18 protein-coding genes are annotated in these 24,391 nt (G+C 35.4%); 8 read left to right on the forward strand and 10 right to left on the reverse strand.

Annotated elements, in window-relative coordinates:
• Positions 1-774: 774 nt before the first annotated feature.
• The gene (locus ACFZP3_RS03870) at positions 775-1,422 is read right to left on the reverse strand and encodes a heme exporter protein CcmB (RefSeq protein ID WP_253309720.1); all 648 of its coding nucleotides are present in this window, start codon (positions 1,420-1,422) and stop codon (positions 775-777) included.
• A gap of 107 nt (positions 1,423-1,529) precedes the next feature.
• Between ACFZP3_RS03870 and ACFZP3_RS03875 the strand changes: the two genes are divergently transcribed.
• The gene (locus ACFZP3_RS03875; RefSeq protein ID WP_253302608.1) at positions 1,530-1,922 is read left to right on the forward strand and encodes a TraR/DksA family transcriptional regulator; all 393 of its coding nucleotides are present in this window, start codon (positions 1,530-1,532) and stop codon (positions 1,920-1,922) included.
• 159 nt (positions 1,923-2,081) lie between these two features.
• Here ACFZP3_RS03875 and ubiB read toward each other — a convergent pair whose 3' ends face one another.
• Together ubiB and ACFZP3_RS03885 are read right to left on the reverse strand one after the other, a co-directional pair.
• Positions 2,082-3,518: a 2-polyprenylphenol 6-hydroxylase gene (gene ubiB, locus ACFZP3_RS03880; protein ID WP_253309721.1), complete on the reverse strand. Its 1,437-nt coding sequence runs from the start codon at positions 3,516-3,518 to the stop codon at positions 2,082-2,084.
• Positions 3,515-4,255, reverse strand: coding sequence for a metal ABC transporter ATP-binding protein (locus ACFZP3_RS03885; RefSeq protein ID WP_386086881.1), 741 nt, complete (start codon positions 4,253-4,255; stop codon positions 3,515-3,517). The genes ubiB and ACFZP3_RS03885 overlap by 4 nt, the downstream gene beginning before the upstream one ends.
• On the opposite strand from ACFZP3_RS03885, the gene ACFZP3_RS03890 reads away from it, so the two are divergent.
• Positions 4,247-5,128, forward strand: coding sequence for a zinc ABC transporter substrate-binding protein (locus ACFZP3_RS03890; protein WP_253309609.1), 882 nt, complete (start codon positions 4,247-4,249; stop codon positions 5,126-5,128). The two genes, ACFZP3_RS03885 and ACFZP3_RS03890, sit on opposite strands and share 9 nt — an antisense overlap.
• A 74-nt stretch (positions 5,129-5,202) precedes the next feature.
• Here ACFZP3_RS03890 and ACFZP3_RS03895 read toward each other — a convergent pair whose 3' ends face one another.
• Together ACFZP3_RS03895 and rpmG are read right to left on the reverse strand one after the other, a co-directional pair.
• On the reverse strand, positions 5,203-5,478 hold the full coding sequence (locus tag ACFZP3_RS03895; RefSeq protein ID WP_386086882.1) for a helix-turn-helix domain-containing protein: 276 nt from the start codon (positions 5,476-5,478) through the stop codon (positions 5,203-5,205).
• 25 nt (positions 5,479-5,503) lie between these two features.
• Positions 5,504-5,704 (reverse strand): 50S ribosomal protein L33, encoded by a 201-nt coding sequence (gene rpmG / locus ACFZP3_RS03900; protein ID WP_064124823.1) that lies wholly within the window; start codon positions 5,702-5,704, stop codon positions 5,504-5,506.
• 149 nt (positions 5,705-5,853) lie between these two features.
• Here rpmG and ACFZP3_RS03905 point away from each other — a divergent pair, with 149 nt between their 5' ends.
• From ACFZP3_RS03905 to ACFZP3_RS03925, 5 genes are all read left to right on the forward strand, one after another.
• Positions 5,854-7,617 (forward strand): ribonuclease E/G, encoded by a 1,764-nt coding sequence (locus ACFZP3_RS03905; RefSeq protein WP_386086883.1) that lies wholly within the window; start codon positions 5,854-5,856, stop codon positions 7,615-7,617.
• Between the two features lie 87 nt (positions 7,618-7,704).
• Complete coding sequence (dnaK, locus tag ACFZP3_RS03910) at positions 7,705-9,627, forward strand: molecular chaperone DnaK (protein ID WP_264731144.1); 1,923 nt, start codon at positions 7,705-7,707, stop codon at positions 9,625-9,627.
• A gap of 88 nt (positions 9,628-9,715) precedes the next feature.
• Complete coding sequence (locus ACFZP3_RS03915; protein WP_253309613.1) at positions 9,716-10,000, forward strand: BolA family protein; 285 nt, start codon at positions 9,716-9,718, stop codon at positions 9,998-10,000.
• A gap of 7 nt (positions 10,001-10,007) precedes the next feature.
• On the forward strand, positions 10,008-11,249 hold the full coding sequence (metC, locus tag ACFZP3_RS03920; RefSeq protein WP_386086884.1) for a cystathionine beta-lyase: 1,242 nt from the start codon (positions 10,008-10,010) through the stop codon (positions 11,247-11,249).
• On the forward strand, positions 11,224-12,792 hold the full coding sequence (locus ACFZP3_RS03925; RefSeq protein ID WP_386086885.1) for a UDP-N-acetylmuramoyl-L-alanyl-D-glutamate--2,6-diaminopimelate ligase: 1,569 nt from the start codon (positions 11,224-11,226) through the stop codon (positions 12,790-12,792). The genes metC and ACFZP3_RS03925 overlap by 26 nt, the downstream gene beginning before the upstream one ends.
• 206 nt (positions 12,793-12,998) lie before the next feature.
• Here the strand turns inward: ACFZP3_RS03925 and ACFZP3_RS03930 are convergent, their stop codons facing one another.
• From ACFZP3_RS03930 to ACFZP3_RS03950, 5 genes are all read right to left on the reverse strand, one after another.
• Complete coding sequence (locus tag ACFZP3_RS03930; protein WP_386086886.1) at positions 12,999-13,730, reverse strand: ComF family protein; 732 nt, start codon at positions 13,728-13,730, stop codon at positions 12,999-13,001.
• Between the two features lie 121 nt (positions 13,731-13,851).
• Entirely contained in the window at positions 13,852-14,454 is a 603-nt protein-coding gene (locus tag ACFZP3_RS03935) for a hypothetical protein (RefSeq protein ID WP_253309617.1), read from the reverse strand.
• A gap of 54 nt (positions 14,455-14,508) precedes the next feature.
• Entirely contained in the window at positions 14,509-17,304 is a 2,796-nt protein-coding gene (uvrA, locus tag ACFZP3_RS03940) for an excinuclease ABC subunit UvrA (RefSeq protein WP_253309618.1), read from the reverse strand.
• Positions 17,305-17,602: 298 nt separating this feature from the next.
• Complete coding sequence (locus ACFZP3_RS03945; protein WP_253309619.1) at positions 17,603-18,115, reverse strand: hypothetical protein; 513 nt, start codon at positions 18,113-18,115, stop codon at positions 17,603-17,605.
• 203 nt (positions 18,116-18,318) lie between these two features.
• Positions 18,319-21,441, reverse strand: a complete 3,123-nt coding sequence (locus ACFZP3_RS03950) for an AIR synthase-related protein (RefSeq protein WP_386086887.1) — start codon at positions 21,439-21,441, stop codon at positions 18,319-18,321.
• A 107-nt stretch (positions 21,442-21,548) separates the two neighbouring features.
• On the opposite strand from ACFZP3_RS03950, the gene ACFZP3_RS03955 reads away from it, so the two are divergent.
• Entirely contained in the window at positions 21,549-24,374 is a 2,826-nt protein-coding gene (locus ACFZP3_RS03955) for a WPE palindromic element domain-containing protein (protein WP_386086888.1), read from the forward strand.
• The last annotated feature ends 17 nt before the right edge of the window (positions 24,375-24,391 follow it).

The raw sequence follows: 24,391 nt of genomic DNA on the forward strand, positions 1-24,391 counted from the left end.
TCGCCACAGCAGATCCCGCTACAAGTAGCGGGATGACGATTGTCAGGGTGTCATCCCAGTGCCTCTCTATAATGTCATCCCAGTAGCCCCTATAATGTCATCCGAGTAGCTGACACTGGGATCTCATTTCACTCTATAATAGCAGTGCTCCTTTCTTGTCATCCCAGTACTGATTAGCTATAAAATTTAAGAAATTTACCAAATAAAAAAAAAGGCAAAAGAAGCCCCGTGATTGGCTAATTACTTACATTATACTTTCAAGTATGGCGTTTTTTTATTCTAAACGCTTAATAACCGCGATTTAGCTGCTTTTTAATGCAACTAACCTTTAGTCATAAATGTTTAAGAAATTTACTAAACAGAAAAAAAGGCAAAAGAAACCCTAGGGTAGCTAGTTATTCACTATCCATTTTTTAAGTTGGCGTTTTTTGATGTTTTAAATGCTTTATAAGCGTATTTCAGCTTGTATAGGTAAAAACCTAGAAATTTGATAAAGACATAGAGTGCACATAGTGCAAAAAATTAAACATGAGACGCCAAATACGTTGAGTTTTTTTGTCATTTAATCTGTACAGAGAAGATAAATAAATAGCTTCAGTTTCATAATAAGGGGCTGGCGGAGTTTGTCAAGTAAGTTTTTTCGTTTCTATGTTGTCAGCTACTTGCATGACACCATTTGTTGTAAACTCACTTTTTCTTGATTTTTTGGTTTATCTTGTCTACCTATTTTGCCACTCTGCTAAACGGATACCTACTGAATAACAGTAAGATTTTTCAATCCTGTTCCACAGCAAATTTTAGTGCCATGTGAGTAGTTATAGTGCTGTTAACAATCAAAACGACAAAAATTAACATGGTGATTAGTAGTGTATAAATATTCAAGGACAAATTTTCAAATTGAGTTAGCATTTTAAAATACACAAAGGTTGGCATTATCATTGGCAAAACAAGAATTTGCGATACTCCTGATGCTAAGTTGTTTCGACCAATCATCAATGCATTTCCAGTAGCTGAAATATTAATGATTATCAGCGTATTAAATAATAAAGACACTCCAACTGCTATTGAGTGTTCAATACTATTGCCTAGAACTGCAAAGCTGAATATGGAAGAAACCACTGAAATCGGTAGCCCAAATAATAACCAGTGAGCGAAAATTTTATAAGCAACTATAAGCCTAGAAGAGAGTGGCTGTACAAAGATTTGCTCTAATATTCCATCATGATAATCAGATGTAAACAAATTATTTGTAGAGATCTGCAAAACAAATGTAGCACATATCCATGTTAATGTTAACATAACTTCTTGTTTATTGTTGTTTTCAAGTGTAAATGAAGATAAACTTAACATTATAATAAAAATACATACTATATAGGTAAGGTTCTTACCATCTATTACTAATTTTTTTACTAAGTCGATCATACTAGGCTTTTAAATGTTTATTATAAATTATAGTGTTTACTTTGAGGGTAGTATAATTTTTTGTTCATAAGTTATATAGGTTTTATTATTTTTTTGATAATGCAATTATGGAAAAGTTACCGAAAATAAAGTCACCAGAGGATTATACTCCTTCAGAAGATGAAGAATATATGAGCGTAAAACAACTGGAATACTTCAGCTTAAAGTTACAATCAATACTCGCTGAGTTGGAGAAACAAGAACTAGAAGATAATAGTATTGATACATACTATTCTGATGGAGATAGTGGAAATGAGGAATTAATCAAGCGCCGAAAAGATAGAAAAGAAAAGATTAAGGAGGCGTTAGAAAAAATAAAATTAGGCACTTATGGTTACTGCGATGGAACAGGAGAAGAAATAGGAGTCGAAAGACTTAAAGCTAATCCGCTTGCTATATATTGTATTGAAGAGCAAGAGAGAGTAGAAAAAGAAAAGAACGTGTACAACATTAACGATTAATTTACACATAAGTGGTGAGCCATTGGGCTTCAAGAGGAGCAAGAGGCGGATCAGGACTGAAGTATGTTATGCTATAAAGAAAGTGGAAAATTGGACATTCTCAACTCGACTCTTGCAGATTAAAAATTAAGTTGAATTAAAAATTGGGTTTGACACAGTTTATTTAACACTCCCTAAAAATTTAACGATTAGAATTATAATTACAAACCACAGTAAAAAATAGACTTTTCCATTTGATTTATTTTTAACTTGGATGTTTTCTAATTTTTTATCAGCTATTAGGTTTAATTTTTCTATAAGGCTAAATATCCCTTGGATTGTTTTTACAGGATAAGAATTTCTAATTTTTTCCCTATACCCTATTTTACTTTCATGTTGACTGCTTATCCACGCTTCAACTACTTTCCACATATTGATTTCTGGGTAGATCTTTCTACATGTCCCTTCCAGTAAAATCATAGTTTTCTGCAGCAATAACAATTGTGTTTGAACTTTCATATCAAAATCACCAGTTATTTTTAATAGCTGAGCAAGTAAACTAGCAAATGAAATCTTCTGTATAGGCTGCCCAATAATGGGTTCACCTATTGCCCTGCAAGCTGTGACAAAATTTCTATGCTGTGATGAAACGTAACCAGCTTTAAAGTGCATTTTTGCAACGTGGTCATAATCCCGATTTAAAAAACCTTTGAGTATCTCTATAACGTAATAGCATGTCTCACGATCTATTCTACCCATGATTCCACAATCCAGGGCAATAATATTGTTATTACTATCAACCATTAGATTTCCAGGATGCATATCAGCATGAAAAAAACAATCCCTGTATACCTGACTACAAAACGATTCTATAAGATTGATAGCTATTTGCTTACGATTATTCAGTTTTTCAACTTCGTATATTGGTGTTGCTTCTATCCATTCTAATGTTAAAACCTTTTTTGCAGTTCTATTCCAATCTATTTCAGGTACATAAAAACCTCTGTCATTTTTTGTGTTTTCCTTTAGTTCTGAAGAGTGAGCAGCTTCAAAACGTAGATCTAACTCTAATCGGCAAATTTCAGCAAAAGTTTTGACTAATTCAATTGGCCTCAGCCTTTTTGATTGTTCGCTAAATTTTTCTGCAATTTCTGCAAGCCAAGAAAGCATTTTTATATCCCTTGAGAATGTTTTCTCAATATTTGGCCTTAAAACCTTCACAGCAACTTCCTTACCCTCAGTTGTAACCGCTCTATGCACCTGAGAAATCGATGCTGCTGCAATTGGCTTTTCAGAAAAGCTTGAAAAAATGTCGCTCAATTTACAATTAAACTCACTTTCTATAGTTTTAACTGCTATTTTATGTGAAAATGATGGCAATCTATCACATATCAATAACAAGTTATTTGTTATATCCTCATTTAAAACATCAGTACGTGATGAGATAGACTGCCCAAACTTAATGAACACCGGACCTAATTTTTCAAGAGCACACTTTAGCTTATGGCCTTGTATTTTATTTATTGATTTCTTTGATGGTGGAAGTAAATAAGGTAATATATTGTAACGTGTCAGCACTGTAGTTATGTGCAGAAGACGCAAAATATTTTGAATCATTTTGCTGCGTAACTGCTAAATATTTCATTTAGGGTTCTATTTTTCATAATCTCATCAGGCTTGCCTTGGCAATAGATAGTATTATTTATACAAATTACGTAATCTGAGGATGGTAGAGCAGAGTTAAGATCATGAGAAGTCATAAGAATCGATACCAATCGTTTTTTTGCTATTTTATTTATAATATCATAAAATTTAGCCCGCGCGTTAATATCCATTGCACTGACTGGTTCATCTAGAATGATCAAGTCAGGTTCTGCAATTAAACAACGTGCAAGCAGCAATAATTGTGTTTGCCCTGCAGAAATTTCTAACACTTGATTCTTCAAAATGTTACCGATACTAACCAACTCTATCGCTTCTGTAATAATGGATTGATTTTTCTTTAGTCTTTTCAAGGAGCTATTTAAAAGGAAATATTCAACTGTTATTGGCATCAAATTACTAATACTAAAATTTTGCGGCATATAGCCAATTTTTATGTTGTCAGCAAATACGATACTACCGGTACAGCTTTTATTTATGCCAGCAATTGCTTTCACTAAAGAGGTTTTACCTCCACCATTTGGACCAAGTATTGTAATTACGTCTCCTCTTTCCATGAACATATTGATATTGTCAAGGATTCTTTTACCATCATATGTGAGAGCAAGATTTTCTATTTTTAGAACACGATTATTGACATTATTTAACTTTTTGGCAAAATTTAACTTCTTCTCAACGTTTATATGAGACATTTACTGCCTTTTTTTCTATTACTTTCATTTACACTATACTATAATATTGCCTTTTCATCCAATTTAAAAGTTGTAGCTACAATCAAACCTATCCACTCACTTGTAGCTTCTGTGACAGAAGGAATTTTAGAACCGGAATTGCTTGGCTATGCAACATCTGCGCATAATTATATATTAAAGCCGTCTGATGCGAGTAATTTGGAATCAAGTGATGTCATATTTTACACTGACGATAACTTAGAGACGTTTGTTCAAACTTTCGCCAAAAATAATAAAGAACTAGTGCAATTGTCAAAGGTAATCAACCTACTTCCTGCTCGGCCACATTCATTTTCTAGAAAAATTACCAATACTCAAGATGAAAAAGACCTACACATTTGGCTGAGTCCCGAAAATGCAAAGAGCATGGTACTTTTTATAAGTGCAACATTGTCTAACATAGATAAAGAAAATTTCCATCGATACAACTCTAATGCAACAAAAGCCATAAAAAAAATAGACCAAGAAGTAAAAGAAATCGTGAAAGAACTGAATGATTTTAAAAATCAAAAATACATCGTCACTCACGATGCTTATCAATATTTTGAAAAATATTTTGGTTTAAATCACCCAAGCGCCATTCTTTCTATAGAAGAGGATTCGTACATAGGTATGAAGAGTTTAATGAAGCTAAAAAAGATAATGAAGGAAGAAAACGTTAAATGTATATTTGCTCATTCACAAGAAGATAGCATAAAGCCTAATGCTCTTTCTAATGACGCAAAAATGGTAGTTCTTGATCCTATTGGATCAGACATAGAGCCTGGAAAAGATGCATATCTAGCTATAATCAATAGCATTGCACAAAATTTCAAATCTTGTTTTGTTGAGTAACAAGTTCTTTTTAAAATGCCTCTGACTTACTGTTTTATTGTTCTGCATTTAAATCACCATTTGTCCTTTACATATTATACAGGTTTAGAATTATGCTTTATTCTTACGTTTATGTCTTGGTCCAATGCAATCAATAAGTTAAGCAAGTATTCTAAGGAAAACCCTTCGATTTTTGACCTATTGATTTGAGATACTTTAGGTTGATCAATCTTTAGAGCGCTTGCTGCTTTTTTCTGTGTTTTGTACCTCTTACTTATTAATTGTGCAATGACCTTTATTAATTTCAGTTTTGTATCTTTTACATCCCCCACCTCTATTATTATAGGATAACTTAATTGTAAATTTTGCATAATAATAAAATTCCTTATAAAAAAACTACTTTAATTTTTCTTCTTTAAATAATACGTGCCTTCTGACTACTGGGTCATACTTCCTAAACTCCAGTTTTCTGGTGAGCTTTTTTGGATTACGCTTTTTTACATAAAAATAGCCAGTTGATTTTTCTTCACCAGTTTTTGTTATCTTGATTGCAGTGCTGACTAACTTAACGAGCAAAGAAGCATTTTTTTTCGCCATACTTATAATGATATAATAAATTCTATGCGAGTTTATTACGCAAAACACTAAAAGTCAACCGAATAATGCAGATCGTAAAATTCTTGACAATCAACAGTGCATTAAGTAGCATGAAGTTAACTTCAGAATGAAAAGCAAACGGTAAATAAGTGGCAAATAGTGGCAAAAGGTTATTATTGATAGAAAATTCTGCCTGTTCTAATGAGGTAAGAGTTGCCTTATCAGTTAATAATAAGGTTGTAGAATTTGAACAAGAATTCAAGGAAAAAAAACAATTAAGAGGTAATATATACGTTGCTTATGTAAAGCGTATAGAGCCTTCTTTGCAAGCCGTATTTATTGAATATGGAAAAAACAAGCAAGGTTTTTTATCTTTTTCCGAGATATCTCTAGATTACTTCAATATTCCAGAAAAAGAAAAGGAAATTATCTTTGAGGGCTACTCAAATGACGATTGTACAGAAGAAGCTTCAGCAAATGTTTCTTCAGATTCTGCAGCTAGTAAGAATGTCAACGAGTTAGGTAGTGGTTTTGTAAGAGAGGTACCTTTATATAAAAAATACAAATTACAAGATGTTATTTCAGTAAATCAAAAAGTATTGGTCCAGCTAACTAAAGAGGAACGAGGCAATAAAGGAGCTTCATTTACAACATACATAACTTTAGTGGGTAGATACTGTGTTTTCATGCCAAATTCCATGAGTAAAGGTGGAGTGTCTCGCAGAATTGAAGATGCTAATATCAGAAAGCAGTTAAAGGATATACTGAGTTCAATAAACTTGCCAAAAAGATCAGGTTTAATAGTAAGAACTGTTGGTTCAGGAAAAGATAAGAAAGAAATTGAGCAGGATTACAATTACTTATCCTCATTATGGCAGAGCATTCAAAAAAATGCCTTCTCTGTAAATGCTCCATCATTAATTTACAACGAAGCAGATGTAATTATGAGATCTGTTCGTGATTTTTGTAGCGATGGTATAGAAGTCATAGTATCTGGGAAGGAAGCTTTTGAAGCAGTGAGACAATATACTAAAAATGCATTAAAAGGTAGTAAGTTGCGTTACAGATTGTATAGAGGTTCTATCCCAATCTTTACTTACTATGGAATCGAAGATCAAATTTCTGAGTTATATAGCAATAGGGTAGAGTTGCCATCTGGTGGGTCTTTGGTAATAACTTTAACTGAGGCGTTTGTTTCAATAGACGTAAATTCAGGAAAGATGACAGGAGAAGATAGCATAGAAGAAACAGCTTATAGAACCAATATGGAAGCAGTACCTGAAATATCAAGACAGGTGAATCTTAGGAGCCTATCAGGATTAATAGTAGTCGATTTTATTGACATGTTGAAATATCAGTATTGCAGAGCTGTTGAGTCTGCTATAAAGCAAGCGTTTAAAGACGATAAAGCTAAAGTTCAATTTAGCTACATAAATGACTTTGGTTTAATGGTATTTTCAAGACAAAGAATTAAACCAAACATACAAGAAATTAATACTACAGAGTGTTTACACTGCAAGGGTATTGGAAGAGTAAAATCGAACGAAGTAATTGTTGCATCGATACTAAGGGATTTACAACACATTGCTCATAGGAACCAAAATAAGTCTTTTGATTTAGTAGCGCATAGTGCGGTTATAGCGCATATTTTTAATAATAAAAGGAATACAGTTTCTACAATCGAAAAAGAGTTTAATATTACATTGAACATTAGTATTGATAACAGTTTAGATGTAAATACATTTGTTTTAAAACAAGGAGATGATGTTAATTCAAATGGTTATAAGCCATTACAGAACTCTGGATACCAAATTGAGGATAGCAGCAATGAAGAAGTTGATAATTCAAATAAACTACGAGGCAATTTTTGGCTGACTAAATGGCTTTCGCGCTTTTTAAGTTCTAATAACTAATTAGAAACCCTAAATTGGGCTTGTAATTAATAAGTCCTATACTTATATATTCTTATATCAGATAATATTTACAATGGGGTACTCATTATGGGAAGAGCAATAGGCATAGATCTCGGAACAACAAATTCTTGTGTTGCAATAATGCAGGGCAAGGATACAAAGGTAATAGAAAATAAAGAAGGGGCAAGAACTACTCCATCTATAGTTGCATTTACTTCGTCAGGAGAAAGGTTGATTGGCGCTCCTGCAAAAAGACAAGCAACCACCAATGCAAGTAATACTTTTTTTGCTACTAAGAGATTAATAGGCCGTCAATACGGTGATTCTGAAATGAAAAATCTAAACGTGCCGTATAAAGTGTTTGCAGCAAAAAATGGTGACGCATGGGTTAAAACCACTGATAATAAAGAATACTCTCCTAGTCAAATTGGTGCATTCATACTACAAAACATGAAAGAAGCAGCAGAAGCTTATCTTGGAGAGGAAGTAAAAGATGCTGTGATAACAGTGCCAGCATACTTCAACGACTCTCAACGTCAAGCAACAAAAGATGCAGGAAAAATCGCCGGATTAAATGTGCTCAGAATAGTAAATGAACCGACTGCTGCAGCGCTTGCTTATGGTCTTGATAAGAAACATGGGCACACAATAGTGGTATATGACCTTGGTGGTGGTACATTTGATGTCTCAATACTTGAAATAGGTGAAGGGGTTTTTGAAGTAAAGGCTACAAATGGTGACACTCATCTTGGAGGTGAAGACTTTGATAACGCAATAGTGAGTTATTTACTAGATGAATTCAAGAAAAGTAATGGCATTGATTTGAAAAATGATCCAATGGCTATGCAAAGAATCAAAGAAGCTGCTGAAAAAGCGAAAATTGAATTATCAAGTGCAATGGAAACGGAAATAAATCTACCGTTTATTACAGCTGATGCAAGTGGTCCAAAACACTTAAATATGAAATTAACGAGAGCAAAACTTGAAAGCTTAGTGAATGGTTTAATCGAAAGAACTATGGCTCCTTGTAAAAAAGCTCTTGAGGATGCTGGTTTGTCTGCTAGTCAAATTGGCGAAGTGGTTCTCGTTGGTGGCATGACTCGTATGCCAAAAGTCATAGAGAAAGTTAAAGAATTCTTTGGCAAAGATCCACATAGAGGAGTAAATCCTGATGAAGTTGTAGCAATTGGAGCTGCAATACAGGCGGGAATCATTCAAGGTGATGTAAGAGATGTGTTACTACTTGACGTGACTCCACTTTCTCTTGGTATTGAGACTCTAGGAGGAGTATTCACTCCACTTATTGAACGTAATACTACTATTCCTACTAAAAAATCTCAGGTGTTTTCAACTGCAGAAGATAACCAAACAGCCGTTACAATTAAGGTACATCAAGGTGAAAGAAAATTGGCGGTTGATAACAAGCTACTTGGTCAGTTTAGTTTGGAAGGGATACCTCCTGCTCCTCGTGGAGTTCCTCAGATCGAAGTAACATTTGACATAGATGCAAATGGAATAGCACACGTTTCTGCAAAAGATAAAGCTACTGGAAAAGAGCAAAAAATACGCATTCAATCTTCAGGTGGTCTATCTGATGATGAAATAAATCGCATGGTAAAAGAAGCTGAAGAAAAAGCGCAAGAAGATGAAAAGCGCAAAAAGTTTATTGAAGTGAAGAATCAAGCGGATAGTTTAGTTCATTCTACAGAAAAGTCTCTGACAGAGTATGGTGATAAAGTTTCACCAGAAGATAAATCTGCTATTGAAAATGCAGTTAACGAATTAAAAGAAGTTAGTAAATCTGATAACATTGATGACGCTGATTCAATCCAGCAGAAAGTTACTAATCTTTCTCAATTATCTATGAAACTTGGAGAAGCTATGTATAATGCCTCACAACAAAATAGTGCTGGAAATGGCTTTTCATCAGAAGGGAATCCAAATGATAAAGAAGAAAAAGTAGTAGATTCTGATTATCAAGACATAGATAATAAGGAAGAGAATAAATAAGGGTGTATTGTTATATCACTTTTCCTGTCATCCCAGTGTCAGCTACTTGGATGACAAGAGGAGCATGTTGTTGCTTAAAGAAACCATTATGGATATTATTAAAACAATAGAAGAAAAGATACGCGATTCGATAGATGTAATTGATATCAACATTGTCGATGAATCAGCAAAGCATGCTGATCATTATTTTGCTTCATCTTCAACATTACCTTCGCACATTAAATTAATATTAATATCTGACGGCTTTATTGGAATGAGTATTCTAAAAAGACATAAGTTGATTTATGAGTTATTGAAGGGTGAGATAGAGCTAATACATGCAATTTCTCTTCACTTGTATACGCAAAACGAGTACAATTTAAAAAATAAATAATAAAAATGTGAAGGAAGAGTCTATATTAGTTAAAGCAGGAAGAAAATTTAATGACTATAAAGGTTCTATGAACCCGCCAGTTTATCATTCTTCTACCATATTATTTCCTACTTACAAGGACTACTTAAATGCAGCAAATGGAGAAAGTATATACGATGTAATCAACGATGGTGTTGCAAGGGATTATAGCTACAGTAATGTTGGTACTCCTACTGTCCATTATCTTTCAAATGCACTGGCTGAAATTGAAGGGAGTGGACAAGCGCTTATTTATCCTTCCGGACTATTTGCACTTACTTTTGCTATTTTGACTTTCACTAAAGCAGGCTCGCACGTTTTAATTCAAGATAATAGTTATTATAGGCTTAGGAGGTTTGCAGAAAATGAGCTACCAAAAAGAGGAACAGAAGTAACTTTTTATTATCCAACGCAGGATATAACTGATTTAATTCAGAGTAATACTTCATTGATAATGATCGAGACTCCTGGTTCTATAATGTTTGAGATTTCGAATATAGAGCATATAGTAAAAGTTGCTAAAGAACATGGAATCGTAACCGTTTGCGACAATTCATGGGCCACTCCTTTGTTATTTAAGCCGCTTGATTATGGAATTGATGTTGCACTATATTCAGTGACAAAGTATCTAGCCGGTCACTCAGATTTAGTTATGGGAGCTATTATTGCTGAAGGTGAAATTTTTAAATTGCTTTATGAGAGCTATAAAAATTATGGAGTAACCATTCAATCGCACGACTGCTACCTTGCACACAGGGGACTAAGAACACTGCACACACGTATGAAAAGGCACCAAAATACAGCAATGGAAGTGGCAAAGTGGCTAGAAGCACAGCAAAAAGTTAGAAAGGTTTTATATCCAGCACTTCCCTCCCATCCTCAACACGAATTATGGAAAAGTTACTTCAAAGGAGCAAGCGGCACATTCAGTATAGCACTGGATAGAGAATATTCATGTGAAGAACTAAGCTGCATGGTTGATCATATGAAAATTTTTAGTATTGGTGCTTCTTGGGGAGGGTGCGACAGTTTGATATTACCAGTAGATCGTAGATCTATGTCAAGATCTGTAATGAATTCAGATTGTGGTGGAAGTTTCGTGCGAATATTTTGTGGACTGGAAGATCCTGAAGATTTAATCTTTGACCTTAATGACGCACTAAAAAGGTTACCATGTTTAGACTTTCAAAACGATGAAGTAGGACATGAAACTGAGAGAATTACTGCATGATATTGTTGATGTTAACTTTGACGTTGAAATCAAGGGCGTTACATGTAATCCCAAGAGAGTCAAGGAAGGTTATCTTTTCGTTTGTGTGTCTGCGGTGTCATTCCAGCGCGTGACGCTGGAATCTAGAAAACCAGCATGTATCCAGATTTTTCCTACTGAATCCCAGTATCACGCACACGACTGTGTAGACGTTGTCATACAAGGAACCAAAAAAGATGTCATCCCAGTGCTTGACTACTTGGATCCAGAAAATTTAATTGCAAATGAGCACACTAGGCAATTGTATAATAAAAACTGGATTCCAGTGTCACGCACTGGAATGACAGATACTTCGAGCTTTGCAGTGCTTGAACACCCAAATCCTCAAGAAATATACAGCGAAATAGTCAGCAGGTTTTATCAATTCAAACAGCCCAAATATGTTGCTGCTGTAACGGGTACGAATGGTAAAACTTCAGTAGTAGAATTTTGCCGCCAGATCTGGCAAAACTCTGGCTATAATGCTGCGTCTATTGGAACACTTGGAACATGCATCAATAATGGTAGAAAAGGTAATAGCAACAGTCTTACCACTCCAGATGCAGATGACCTTTACGCAACATTGCGTGGTATAAATGTAGAACACTTAGTGTTAGAAGCATCAAGTCATGGGATTGATCAATATAGAATCCATGGATTAAAGTTGAGTGCTGCAGCTTTTACTAATTTCTCGCAAGATCATTTAGATTACCATAAAAATCTTGGTGAATATTTAGAAACTAAAAAAAGGTTATTTTACGAGGTATTACCAGAAGGAAAAACAGCGATTTTAAATGCGGATATAGATGAATACTACGCGTTGCTTAAGATAGCTGAAAAACGCAGCAACAAAATTATCACCTATGGAAAAACAGGCTCTGATATTACTTTATTGGAGCAAACACCAACCCCTAATGGTCAACACATTACAATAAAAATTGGTGGTGAAATTTATGATACGTTTTTTCCGGTTCTGGGGCAATTTCAAGCATATAATCTGTTGTGTGCAATGGGTATAGTTACCTCGTCTGGACTGAATTACAGAGAAATATGCGTAGAAAAACTCGTTTCTCCACCAGGAAGAATGGAAAAAGTGAAACCTTTTGCATTTGTGGATTACGCTCATACTCCAAGTGCGCTTAAACAAGCCCTATTGTCTTTAAAATGGCACTTCAATAAAAAAATAATTCTAGTTTTTGGTTGTGGTGGCAATCGTGATCAAACAAAACGCGCAGAAATGGGTAAAGTAGCACAAATATATGCAGACAAAGTGATAATCACGGATGACAATCCGCGTGATGGGAATCCTGCAGAAATTCGTCGTGGTATTTTACTACATTGCCCTAATGCGCTAGAGATAGAAGATAGAAGAGAAGCTATAGAGAAAGGAGTAGATATTGCCTATAACGAGGGTATGATTCTGCTAGTTGCAGGAAAAGGACATGAGAAATTCCAAATTGTAGGAAGCCAAACTTTTGAGTTCAGTGATGTTGAGGTTATTAAAAATCATGCCTTAACATACTGATTTTCACAATGGGCTTACCTCCGTATCTGTTCAGGGACGTGGCTAATGTGCGAATATTGAAGCAAAAGTGATGTCATCCCAGTGCTTGACACTGGGATGACATCCTCCTGGTAGACAATGTTCGTACAGCTATGTGCGTAACGCTGGCACTGGAATCTAGAAAAAAATAGATCCAAGTAGTCAAGCTACTTGGATGACACTGACTGCTAATTTTTTATGCAAGAGGTCCAATCATTCACCGTTCTTGCAAGTGATAGCACTCTCACTTCTCTTGCACCGGAGTTTAAAATTTCTTGAGAGCAAGATCTTACAGTTGCTCCGGTTGTTACCACATCATCAACTAATATCACGATTTTATTTTCGATAATTTTCTTGTTGGTTATGCTAAAAGCCTTTTTCAAATTTTTTTCACGCTGTTTAAGTGAAAGACCAGCTTGAGGCGCAGTATGGCGAAGACGTTTTATTGCAAATGGCGTATAGGATAAATTGGACAACTTACTCAACTCTTTTGCAAGCAATGCTGCTTGATTATATTTACGTTTAAACAAGCGCATTTTATGTAACGGTATAGGAATTATGACCTCTGCGTTCTGAAACGTATTCTGATTAGCTTGGTGTATCCACTTTGCATAGATTTTTACGTAATTCAAATTATCAAAAAATTTGAAATTTATAATCATGTTTTTACTATGTTGATCATAAGCAAAAACTGATCTTAATACTTTAAACGGTGGAGGATTGATGATGCACTTACCACACGTATGAATATTGTCTGAGATTACTACGCCACAAACATTGCAGTAATGCTTAGTTAGAAAATTGATTTTTTTGTTGCATTCACTACATAGATTAAGATTTTCATCAATGATATATTCGCAACTTACGCATACGTTCGGAAATATAAGATTTGTAGCTTTTTTTAGTAAGAGAAGGTTCACAATTCATTAAATATATTATAAAATTTATATAGTATAGCTAAAGTAACTTGTGCTTACACTCTTTCACTTTTTATTTCATTTCAATGTAATTCAAACTGAGCCACTGCTGAAAAAGCAGAACTTATAACTTATTAGATAAAAGCTGATGTTTTTCTGGCTCCTGTATTTCACTTAACTTACTTTGCACTTTGTTGCAAGCCCACACAAGTGGCGTTATCATTGACGCGGCAGCCCAAATGATAGCAGCGCAAGCATAACTTACAATCTTGTTAAATACTTCAGCTACTGCACTAGCACAATCTTGCCCAGCACTTAAAAATGCATTTGAATGATCAACTAATGACTTTGTACTTGCTTTTAAACAATAGTCCCCTGTTATTTTTGATAATAACTTAATTGGGAAGTATGACAAATATGCTAGTATCAAACATAAAGGTTGCAATATTATGCTAGCTACTAGAAAAGCACCCCGTTCACAAAGTGGAAACACTTCCTCTGCCCTGTAACCCACGTATTCACATTTATCATTGTTTTTATAATACTTGTTATAATTGTCTTTACTCTCAACTCCACAAATTACATCTTTCACAGGTCCTAGCACATTATCAACGTAATGTACGGACTTATAGAAACTATTTTCTGGAACTAGTGTGCAATCTTCTGCTCTCTTAGCAGGTACAATTCCATGTTTAGCATACCTTTTAAAATATTGATATATTGACATTACCCTCTCCAAATCATAAATATGCAACCTAGCCTAATATAATTAAGAAATAGTTTATAATAAATACGTTTTAAGATACCTGCCTGTAACACTTTCTGGAATTTTTACCACTTCTTCTGGAGTTCCAGTGGCAATCACTTCTCCGCCTTTTATTCCGCCCTCTGGTCCGATGTCTATTATATAATCTGCAGTTTTTATAACGTGCAAATTGTGCTCGATAACTATAACAGTGTTTCCCAGATCGACTAATCTATGGAGTATTTTTAGTAAGTTATTTATATCTTCAAAGTGTAATCCAGTTGTTGGCTCATCAAGAATATATAATGTTCTTCCGGTAAATCGTTTTGATAGCTCTTTGGACAGCTTTATTCGTTGTGCTTCACCCCCAGACAACGTTGTTGACGACTGTCCGAGTTTTATATAGCCAAGCCCCACTTCCTGCAAAGAAACCAACTTTTCTTTTACCATTGGAAGGTTTTCAAAAAAATCACAAGCCTGATCTATCGTCATATCAAGCACATCAGAGATTGATTTTCCTTTATAAGTAACTTCCAATGTTTCACGATTATACCTTCGCCCTTTACACTGCTCACACTTCACATAAACGTCCGGTAGAAAATGCATCTCTATCTTTAAGTGCCCATCACCTTTACAAGCCTCACACCTTCCCCCTCTGGTATTAAATGAAAACCGGCCTATATTATATCCCCTTGCTTTTGACTCCGAAAGACCTGCAAACCAATTTCTTATATGAGTAAACATACCGACATATGTTGCTGGATTTGACGCAGGAGTTCTACCAATTGGCGACTGATCAACTTCTATAACTTTATCTATATATTCAAGGCCTTCTATTCTATCACACCGACCATACCGTGCAGACGAATGATATATCTTATGTGCTGAATATTTATATAACGTTTCTATGACTAAACTTGATTTTCCCCCTCCTGATATTCCAGTAACACAAATAAGATTCCCTATAGGAAATTTAACGTTCACATTTTTTAAGTTATTTTCACATGCATTTATTACTTTTATGAACTGAGTTGCTTGCTTTCTTCTCCTTGGAATTAAAATTTTTTTCTCTCCACTCAAATATTGCCCTGTTATGCTCCCTGAATTTCTTTGCACCTGGTCTGGTGTTCCTTCTGCAATAACTTTTCCACCATTTACGCCAGCTCCAGGACCAATATCAATCGCATAATCAGCAGCCATTATTGTATCTTCATCATGCTCAACAACGATTACAGTGTTACCCATGTCTCTCAAGTCTTTCAGTGTAGCAATTAACCGATCATTATCGCATTGATGAAGGCCTATCGAGGGTTCATCAAGCACATACAGCACTCCTGTTAAACCAGAGCCAATTTGCGAAGCAAGTCTGATCCTCTGACTCTCACCGCCAGAGAGAGTGCTAGATTCTCGATCGAGCGTTAGGTAATTCAACCCTACATTCTTTAGAAATGCTAGCCTCTTGATTATTTCATTTAATATTTTACTTGAGATTTGCTTCTGTTGTTCTGTGAGCTTGTCTGGCAAATTTTCAAACCACTTAAGGGATTTATCGATGCTGAGCCCTGATATTTCACCTATATGTCTGCTATCAATTTTCACTGTGAGTGCTTCTTTTCTCAATCTATGGCCAGTACATTCCTTACAATGAATAACAGAGCAGTATCGCTCAACAAGCGTTTCATCATAATCCATCTGGTTCTCCAAGATACTGATCAAACCTTGAAATTTATTAGAGCCAAAGAGTATCATATCTTTTACTTCTTGATCTATGTTCTTCCACGGAACATCAAGGCTAAATTTACAATTTTCAGCCAGTGATAGAATTGCACTTTTTAGAAATCCATAACTTGTGTGCACTTGACGGAACATTGGTCCTACTGGCTTTAAAGCACCCTCAGATATTGAAAGAGTTTCATCTGGCACTATCAGCTTTACATCAACAGCCAGCTTTTTACCAAGCCCATTACACGAACCACATGCACCGTAAGGGCTGTTAAAAGAAAATAATCTTGGTTCTATTTCCTCAAGAGTGAAACCAGACTCGGGGCATGCAAAATTCTCTGAAAAAGTCAGAATTTGACCATTTTTATACTCGGAATTATGGTTGTCAGGTAGGTTTACTACTTCTACATACATTAGACCATTACCAAGTTTTAGTGCGGATTCTATACTACTTGGCAGTCGATTTCCTATATCGCCCAATATTGATATTCTATCTGCAACCACAAAAATGTCGTGTTTCTTGTTCTTATCAAGTTTAGGCAAGTCATCTACATTGTACACTTCACCATCTATTTTGAACCTTACGTAACCTTGTCTTTTAATTTCCAATATCTCTTTGAGATGTTCTCCCTTTCTACCACGCACAACAGGGGCAAGTATATATATTTTAGTTTCTAAAGGTAACGCAATTATAGTATCTACAATTTGAGATACAGTTTGCTTTGTTATCGGTAATCCAGTTGCAGGTGAATAAGGAACCCCTATTCGTGCATATACTAAGCGCAAGTAATCGTAAATTTCGGTAACAGTTCCAACTGTTGACCTTGGATTTTTTGAGATCGATTTCTGGTTGATAGATATTGCAGGGGAAAGACCTGTAATCGACTCAACATCTGGTTTATCCTGAATGTTGAGAAATTGACGCGCGTAAGCTGATAGGCTTTCAACGTATCGGCGTTGGCCTTCTGCATAAATCGTATCAAATGCGAGACTAGATTTACCAGAACCACTTAGCCCAGTTATAACAACTAGCTTATTTTTCGGTATATTGACATCTATACCTTGCAGATTATGTTCCCTTGCACCCTTAACTCTTATAAAATCGTCCATATTATACTATATAACGTATTTTAACCATTATAGCCTTAAAATACATGAATTTACAGTGATATGTTGATTTTCTATTGATTTTTTCAACTGTTACGGAAAATTAGGCAGCGTTTGGTAAATCGTCATTCCGCTACTTGTTAGCGGAATCTATGCTGAGATACCGGGCGGTATGACGTAGGGCTGTACAACTTGTGTTAGAGTCTTAGGGCAAATCTACTACCTATAAATTCTAAACTGTTGTTACGCACCAAATACATCCCCAGGACCCAAAGTCAGTTTAGCTATATCAGAAAACAGGTTATGTGGAAATCTTAAAATACTTCTTGTTTGCCAAGCAAAATAAATACATTCCTACAAACAAGCAGATGCTTAATACTGACGCATAAGAAAACTTAAAAATTAAATCTCTAATATATATTGCTAAGCATTTACCTGCAGAAAATTTGTATAGTAATCCAACACATACAACGGCACTATCAATTACTGATGCCATAATTAAAGTAATGAAATTTGCCATATGAAAATTCAACTTGGACTTCAATTTTTCAAAAACAATTATGCTCGAGAGAAGAGATACTAAAATTGCAGCATATGAAGTCAATATCATCAAACTAAAACTTTGCCATTTTAAAATACAGCATAGCGCTGTACACACTATTAAGCTATACGTAGCTTTTTCTTTGCCATAAAATTCAACCATTGAATTTACAACTAAAGCAGCTCCTATAAATAAAGCAGCACATATCATCAATTTATTTGAAGCGTTGAGTAAAGAAAGACTGATAAATAAGAGTGTCAGTAAAATAGACATAACTACCTACCCAAATTCAATGACATACATTTATTTTAAGTAAATATTGCACATAGTGAAAGAGTTATTTAACCTAATGGAAAAAAAACATTTTAAACTGACATGCTATAGCTACCCAAGAAAGGTTTTCCTACGTCATACCGCCGCGGCCGCTAACAAGCAGCGGGATGACGAGTTTGTCGTTTATCAAATCGTCTGTAAACCTAAGTTACTTTAGCTATATAATAACTATTTCCCAAATCTTTCAGATTTACTTTTAAAACATCCTTTATGTTTAGCACCTTTTTCTCTGTTACTTTGCCAATACATGAATAAGCCGCATCTTCAAACAACGCTTCAAACCTCTGCTGATTTTGTGGTGCAATAGTAACCAAAATTCTACTTTGCGATTCAGAAAACATTATTATCTTGTTTATTATGTCTGTATTTTGTGTTTTTCCTATTGGTACTAGTGAAAGATCGATTTCAGCACCAAGGTCTCCTGCAATTAGCGATTTTGCCAGAGCAATAATTAAGCCGCCTAAGTTTGGTGCAATTGCAGAGGCAATTATGCCATCTTTTATTGCCTGGTTGTAACGCTCATACAACTTCCTAGCGCTCTTTGCATCAACTTTTGGCACGTTGTTATTATCTATTCCACTATATAACTGATATTCAGATCTACCAAGCTCATCGTGGGTTGTACCAAGCACATATATCAAGTCCCCTGGAATTTTCACATCAAGCGATACCGCATTTTCAATATTTTCTATAACTCCAATTGCTGAAATGAGTAATGAAGGTGGTGCAGATATCATCACTTTCTCGCCATTTTCGTCATATCCCTTGAAGTCATTGAACATACTGTCTTTTCCGGATATGAATGGCGTTTTAAATGCAGTTGCAAAGTCGTAACAAGCCTCTGCAGCTCTCTTTAGCTGCCATAGCCTTTCTGGATTATAAGCATCGCACCAGCAAAAATTGTCGAGCAACGCTAGATGATTTATATTTCCTCCTGCAGCTACGTAGTTGCGTATTGCAGTGTCAATCGCACATGCTGCCATGTGATAAGTGTCAATTTCTCCATAACTTGAGCCAAATCCCTGCGATTTTACAACACCTTTGTTTGAAGAAAGGACTGGCCTCGAGACAACAGCTTCACTGCATACTCTTCCCTTGCCTTGCAGTGGTTTCAGTATTGACGACCCCTGAACCTCATGGTCATATTGCACCACTATGAACTCTTTGCTGCATATGTTTGGTCTGCTTAGCATTTTTTTTAATGCAAAGGTGTCATTCCAGTGCTTGACACTGGAATCCATTTCACATTCAATTCCACCGTTGGATGGGTTTTTGCATAAAATGTTTGCAGGCTCAGCCTGCTGGATCCCAGTGTCAAGCACTGGGATGACAGGGAAGAGTGTTGGGATGACAGGAGAGGGTTCCGGAATGACAGCAGGCTCCTTAGAACATGGCTTTGTTTGTAAATGCACTTTGGGATTACCGTCATGCAAAAATTCAGTTTCCATATCCATTATTACTGTCCCTTCAGGACATTTAACAACAGCTTTACCACTCTCATTAAACTCTCCAATCACACAAACCTCCACATCATGTTTTTTCATGATTTGCTTAAACGCAGGAAAATTTTCTTCTGGCACTGCTAAAGTCATTCTCTCTTGTGATTCTGATATCCATATTTCCCACGGAGCCATACCATCGTTTTTAAGGAGAACCTTGCTCAAATCAACTTCAAATCCGTCTTTTCCCATTTCACCAATAGACGATGATAGACCGCCTGCTCCATTATCCGTTATTGCATTATAAAGACCAAGATCTCTTGCTTTTATGACGGCATTGGATAGTTTTTTTTGTGTTATGGGGTCACCAATTTGCACAATCGTTGAAGGGCTGTTTCCCGACAAAGCCTCTGAAGAAAACGTTGCACCGTGAATTCCATCTCTTCCAACTCTTCCACCAATAATTACGATTTTATCGCCATTTTTTGGTCCTTTAATGTGTGAAGGTGCATTATTTATATTGCGTGGAATAATTCCGACACTTCCAACAAAGACTAATGGCTTGCCACAAAATCTATCGTCAAAATATACCGATCCAAGTTGCGTTGGAATGCCAGAACAGTTACCAGCAACATTAACGCCATGAATCACTTCTTTCATTATATATTTTGGCGGTAAGATCTCATCAGTGCGCTCCTTGTCCCTATAAAATTTGCCTTTTGCTTCTTTGGCAAAGCAAAAGTAATAGGTATTCATTATAGGCTCCGCGCCTTTCCCGAAACCCACTATATCACGATTAACTCCAAGCACTCCGGTCATTGCTCCACCAAATGGATCAAGAGCTGAAGGGCTATTGTGAGTTTCAACTTTATCGACAATCAAGTAATCGTCATCAAAAATTATTCCTCCTGCGTTGTCGGAGAAAACTGACACGCATATGTCAGAATTTATCTCACGCGTTGCACGCTTAATATAATGAGCATATAGACCGTCTTTTATTTCATCAATAGGGGAGCAAAAAATATTGTGTTTACAATGTTCAGACCAAGTCTGTGCCAGAGACTCAAGTTCAATATCATATGGATTTCTACCGAGTTTTTTAAAGTAATCCTTTATAGCTTTCATTGCTGCCAGCGAGAGCCCTAAAGTGCCATTACCATCGATTCCATCTCTGCTGATTTTTTCAAGCTCTTGGTCACTCACATTGAGGTCAACAGACTTAGTACTATCCTCTGTCATCCCAACCCTACCTTCTGTCATTCCAGTGCTTGACACTGGAATCCAGTTTGCATTATACAATTGCTTGAAATTTTCTGGATCCCAGTGTCGGGGCACTGGGATGACACCAGGTGTTGTATTCGATTTACCATAATATTTCCAGCTATAGTTCTTACAGATAAGTGTGCAATATTCAGTGATAGGGTTGAATTCTTGCTTTATATCATCTTCGGTTGGCATGCTTCCTTTACCCAAAATCAGCTTTGAACTTCTTGCTTTGATATGAACGCCTTCATCAATGTGGCCCTTGCTAATTAAATACTCTCTAACAATTTGTTTCGCTGTGTTGCCCATATTGTCAGTCATGCCAGGTAAAAAGCTTATTTCCAAGCCCCACTTTGCTTGTGGTTCTATGAAGTCATATTGAAGGTTTTCATTGTAGGAATAATAACGGCAGTCTTGTATGACTTTATTATAAAATAGCCCACAAATTTCTTCATGTAATTTTGATGGTAATTCTTTGCTTATGTAAATCAAGTAAACATTAACTACCCTTCTGCGGCCAACTTGTTCACATTTATTTAAAACTTCTATTCTGATGTTTGCCATGTAATATTGTGAAAGACTTTAATATATCATAGCATAAGAAACTGCGAGCACATTTATATTTTGAGTGATTTCTATATAATAAAATATTGTATTAATTGTTACTGTTAGTGGGAAGAGTTTTTACCGTTAATGTGGATGAGTCCTTTTTCAATGTATTGGTTCAGCACATATTTTCTGAATATGAAAGAGAAAAAATTCCCGAGATAAAGATCATACTTCCCTGCAAAAGGGATGTAATAGCGCTGCTGAGTGCGTTCAAGAATTATAACGCTAAAAAATGCATAATTTTGCCAGAGATAGTTTCACTGGAAAACATTGATGAAGAGGATTTAATATTAAATCTTGATAGAGTTAAAGTTATCAATCCAACAAAGAGGACGCTGCTACTCATTCAATTCATATTGGAGTGGAATAGAAAAAATAATGATAATTTCCCCATTGATTTAGCTTATAGCCTGCCATCATTGCTTGATAAAATTCAATCTACCCAAACAACGGATTGTTATCAATTCGATGAACATTCAAAAAAAATAGAGAATTTCATAAGCTTACTCATTGAGAGTTGGAATAAAATTTTAAAAGATTTAGGAGTAGTAGATATATTAGAACATAAGAGTGATTACATAAACAATATGATAATCTCTTTACAAAAAGACCAACATATAATCTTTGTTGGAATTGGAAAGGATAAGTCGTTAATTAAGGCTATATATGACCTGCCGTTTGGAAAAATAATTTTTCCTAATCTGAATTTGAAAATTAAAGAGAAAGATTGGCAATCACTTGATAAAAAACATTATCAATATTGCCTGAAAGATCTACTCGATTATTTAAATGTAGATAGAAGAGATGTGAGTTTTCTGCCAGAAGCGTGTTCTCCAGTGCCCAGACACTGGGATCCAGAAAACTTAACTTTAAATGAGCGCACCAGGTGGCTGTATAATGAAAACTGGATCCCAGTGTCAAGCACTGGGATGACAGAAGAAAGGGCTGGGATAACAGGAAGTCCTGAGGAATATCTAGATTACATTTTTGATACAACTGCCGATCTAAGCAAAGTTAGTAATGGACATATTGGCAATATTGAAGTCATCACTTGTGATTCCAGAGAGGAAGAAGCACAAGTGACATCATTAATTATAGAGAATGAAGGTTATGAAAACGTTTCTTTGGTTGTCTTTGATAAATTACTTGCAGCTCGTATAGCATGTTTATCAAGGCAACACAGTGCCATACCGGAAAATTATCCTTATATAACACTCCTACTTTATAGTATCGAAGTTTTGACCTCAAATTGGAGCAGTGTGTCATTACTTTCGCTCCTTAAACATAGGCTAGTGACTTTTGGTTACACTCAAGAAGAGTACACTCGGATTTTATCTGAATTTGAAATAGAGATATTACGCAACTTTAGTACAAATGGCCTTAAAGATATTATAGATGCTATTAATACCTATAAAAAGCTAAAACATAAAGAGGATATATTGCTTATTATCAATAGGTTAGAGGCTATACTTAATCTTTTACTTAACTCTATAAATTGCCCTATTTCTGATGTGGTGGCAACTCATTTGCAGTGTATTAATGTGCTATCTGGTATAAATTTTTCAGAGCTAAATAGTGAAATAGGTAGTTTCACCTGTAATTTCTTGAATGCATGTGAGGGTATAGAAATTAAGTGCTCCTTAGAGTTATATAGCCAAATTCTGACCTTATTTTTAGAGAAAGAGTTTTTCTCTGTAGCAAATGACTTGAATAAATTCAGCTTATATCACAACAAAGTTGTAATACTCGCTGGATTTAATGAAGCGCCAAGCTTTCAAAGTCCGCTTTTGAATGCACTTACGAGAGAAAAATTTAACCTTCCTTCTGCGCAAGAAGAGCAGGGGTATTTTTTTTATACTTTACACAATTTGTTTTGTGCAAGTAAGGTTTATATTACAAGATCGCTAAGCCATAGAAAACCAATTCTATTGCAGCGTTTGGAAATTCTGCTCAAGGAGGGGAAACAGCCGTATCGCGATTGGCTGAGGATATTAAATACGCCTGAATGTACTGTTCCATGTACTCAGCCTATGCCAAAACCTCAAACCGAAGTTAGAAAAGAAAAAATGCAGGTGATGTCTTGCAGTGCAATAGAAAAGCTAATTCGTAATCCTTATTCATTTTACGTTGAATATATACTGGGCCTTAAACAATTAAGAGACTTGAATTTTAAGCCATCGATATTGGAATTTGGCACTATGGTGCACAACATTCTTGCAAGATATTTACGCAACAAAAAGTCGCCAATGAGCATTGCACGAAAAGCATTCTCGACTAGTCAGTTTAATTTTTCAAATATGTGGTGGGTAAGACTGCAAAGGATAATTCAATCTTTTGTCGAATTTGATGAAACTCGAAGCAATTATGTTGAGTTGGAAAAGAGTTTTACCTGTCCGATATTTCATATTCCAGCGCGTGACGCTGGAATCTATATTTCTTGTGATGATGTATCCCAGTATGAAACTGCTTGGATGACAAATAGAGATCTGATCCCACAAGAAATTTTACTGACAGCAAGATGTGATAGAGTTGAGTATCTACCAAGTGGGCAAGTAGCAATTATAGACTATAAACTTGGTTCACCACCTTCCAACGAAGAAGTGATGTCGGGGTTTTTTCCACAGTTAATTTTGCAAGCCTTAGCGGTAGAACATATAACAAAAAGAGAAGTTTCAGAACTTGCTTATTGGAAACTTGATTATGATAAAATAAAAGTTATTTCTATACAAAATTATAGATACAAAATGCAAGAATTAAAAAATGATCTGCCTGGTTTTTTATCTAATTATTTAAGTAATTCCACACCCTTTATTGCCTCTCCATATTTTGATAAATTCCTGAGATTTAATAGCTATAAACAGCTAGAAAGGGTAGGGGAGTGGTTGTAAATGGTGTCATCCGAGTA

Source organism: Wolbachia endosymbiont (group A) of Norellia spinipes (genome assembly GCF_964273535.1).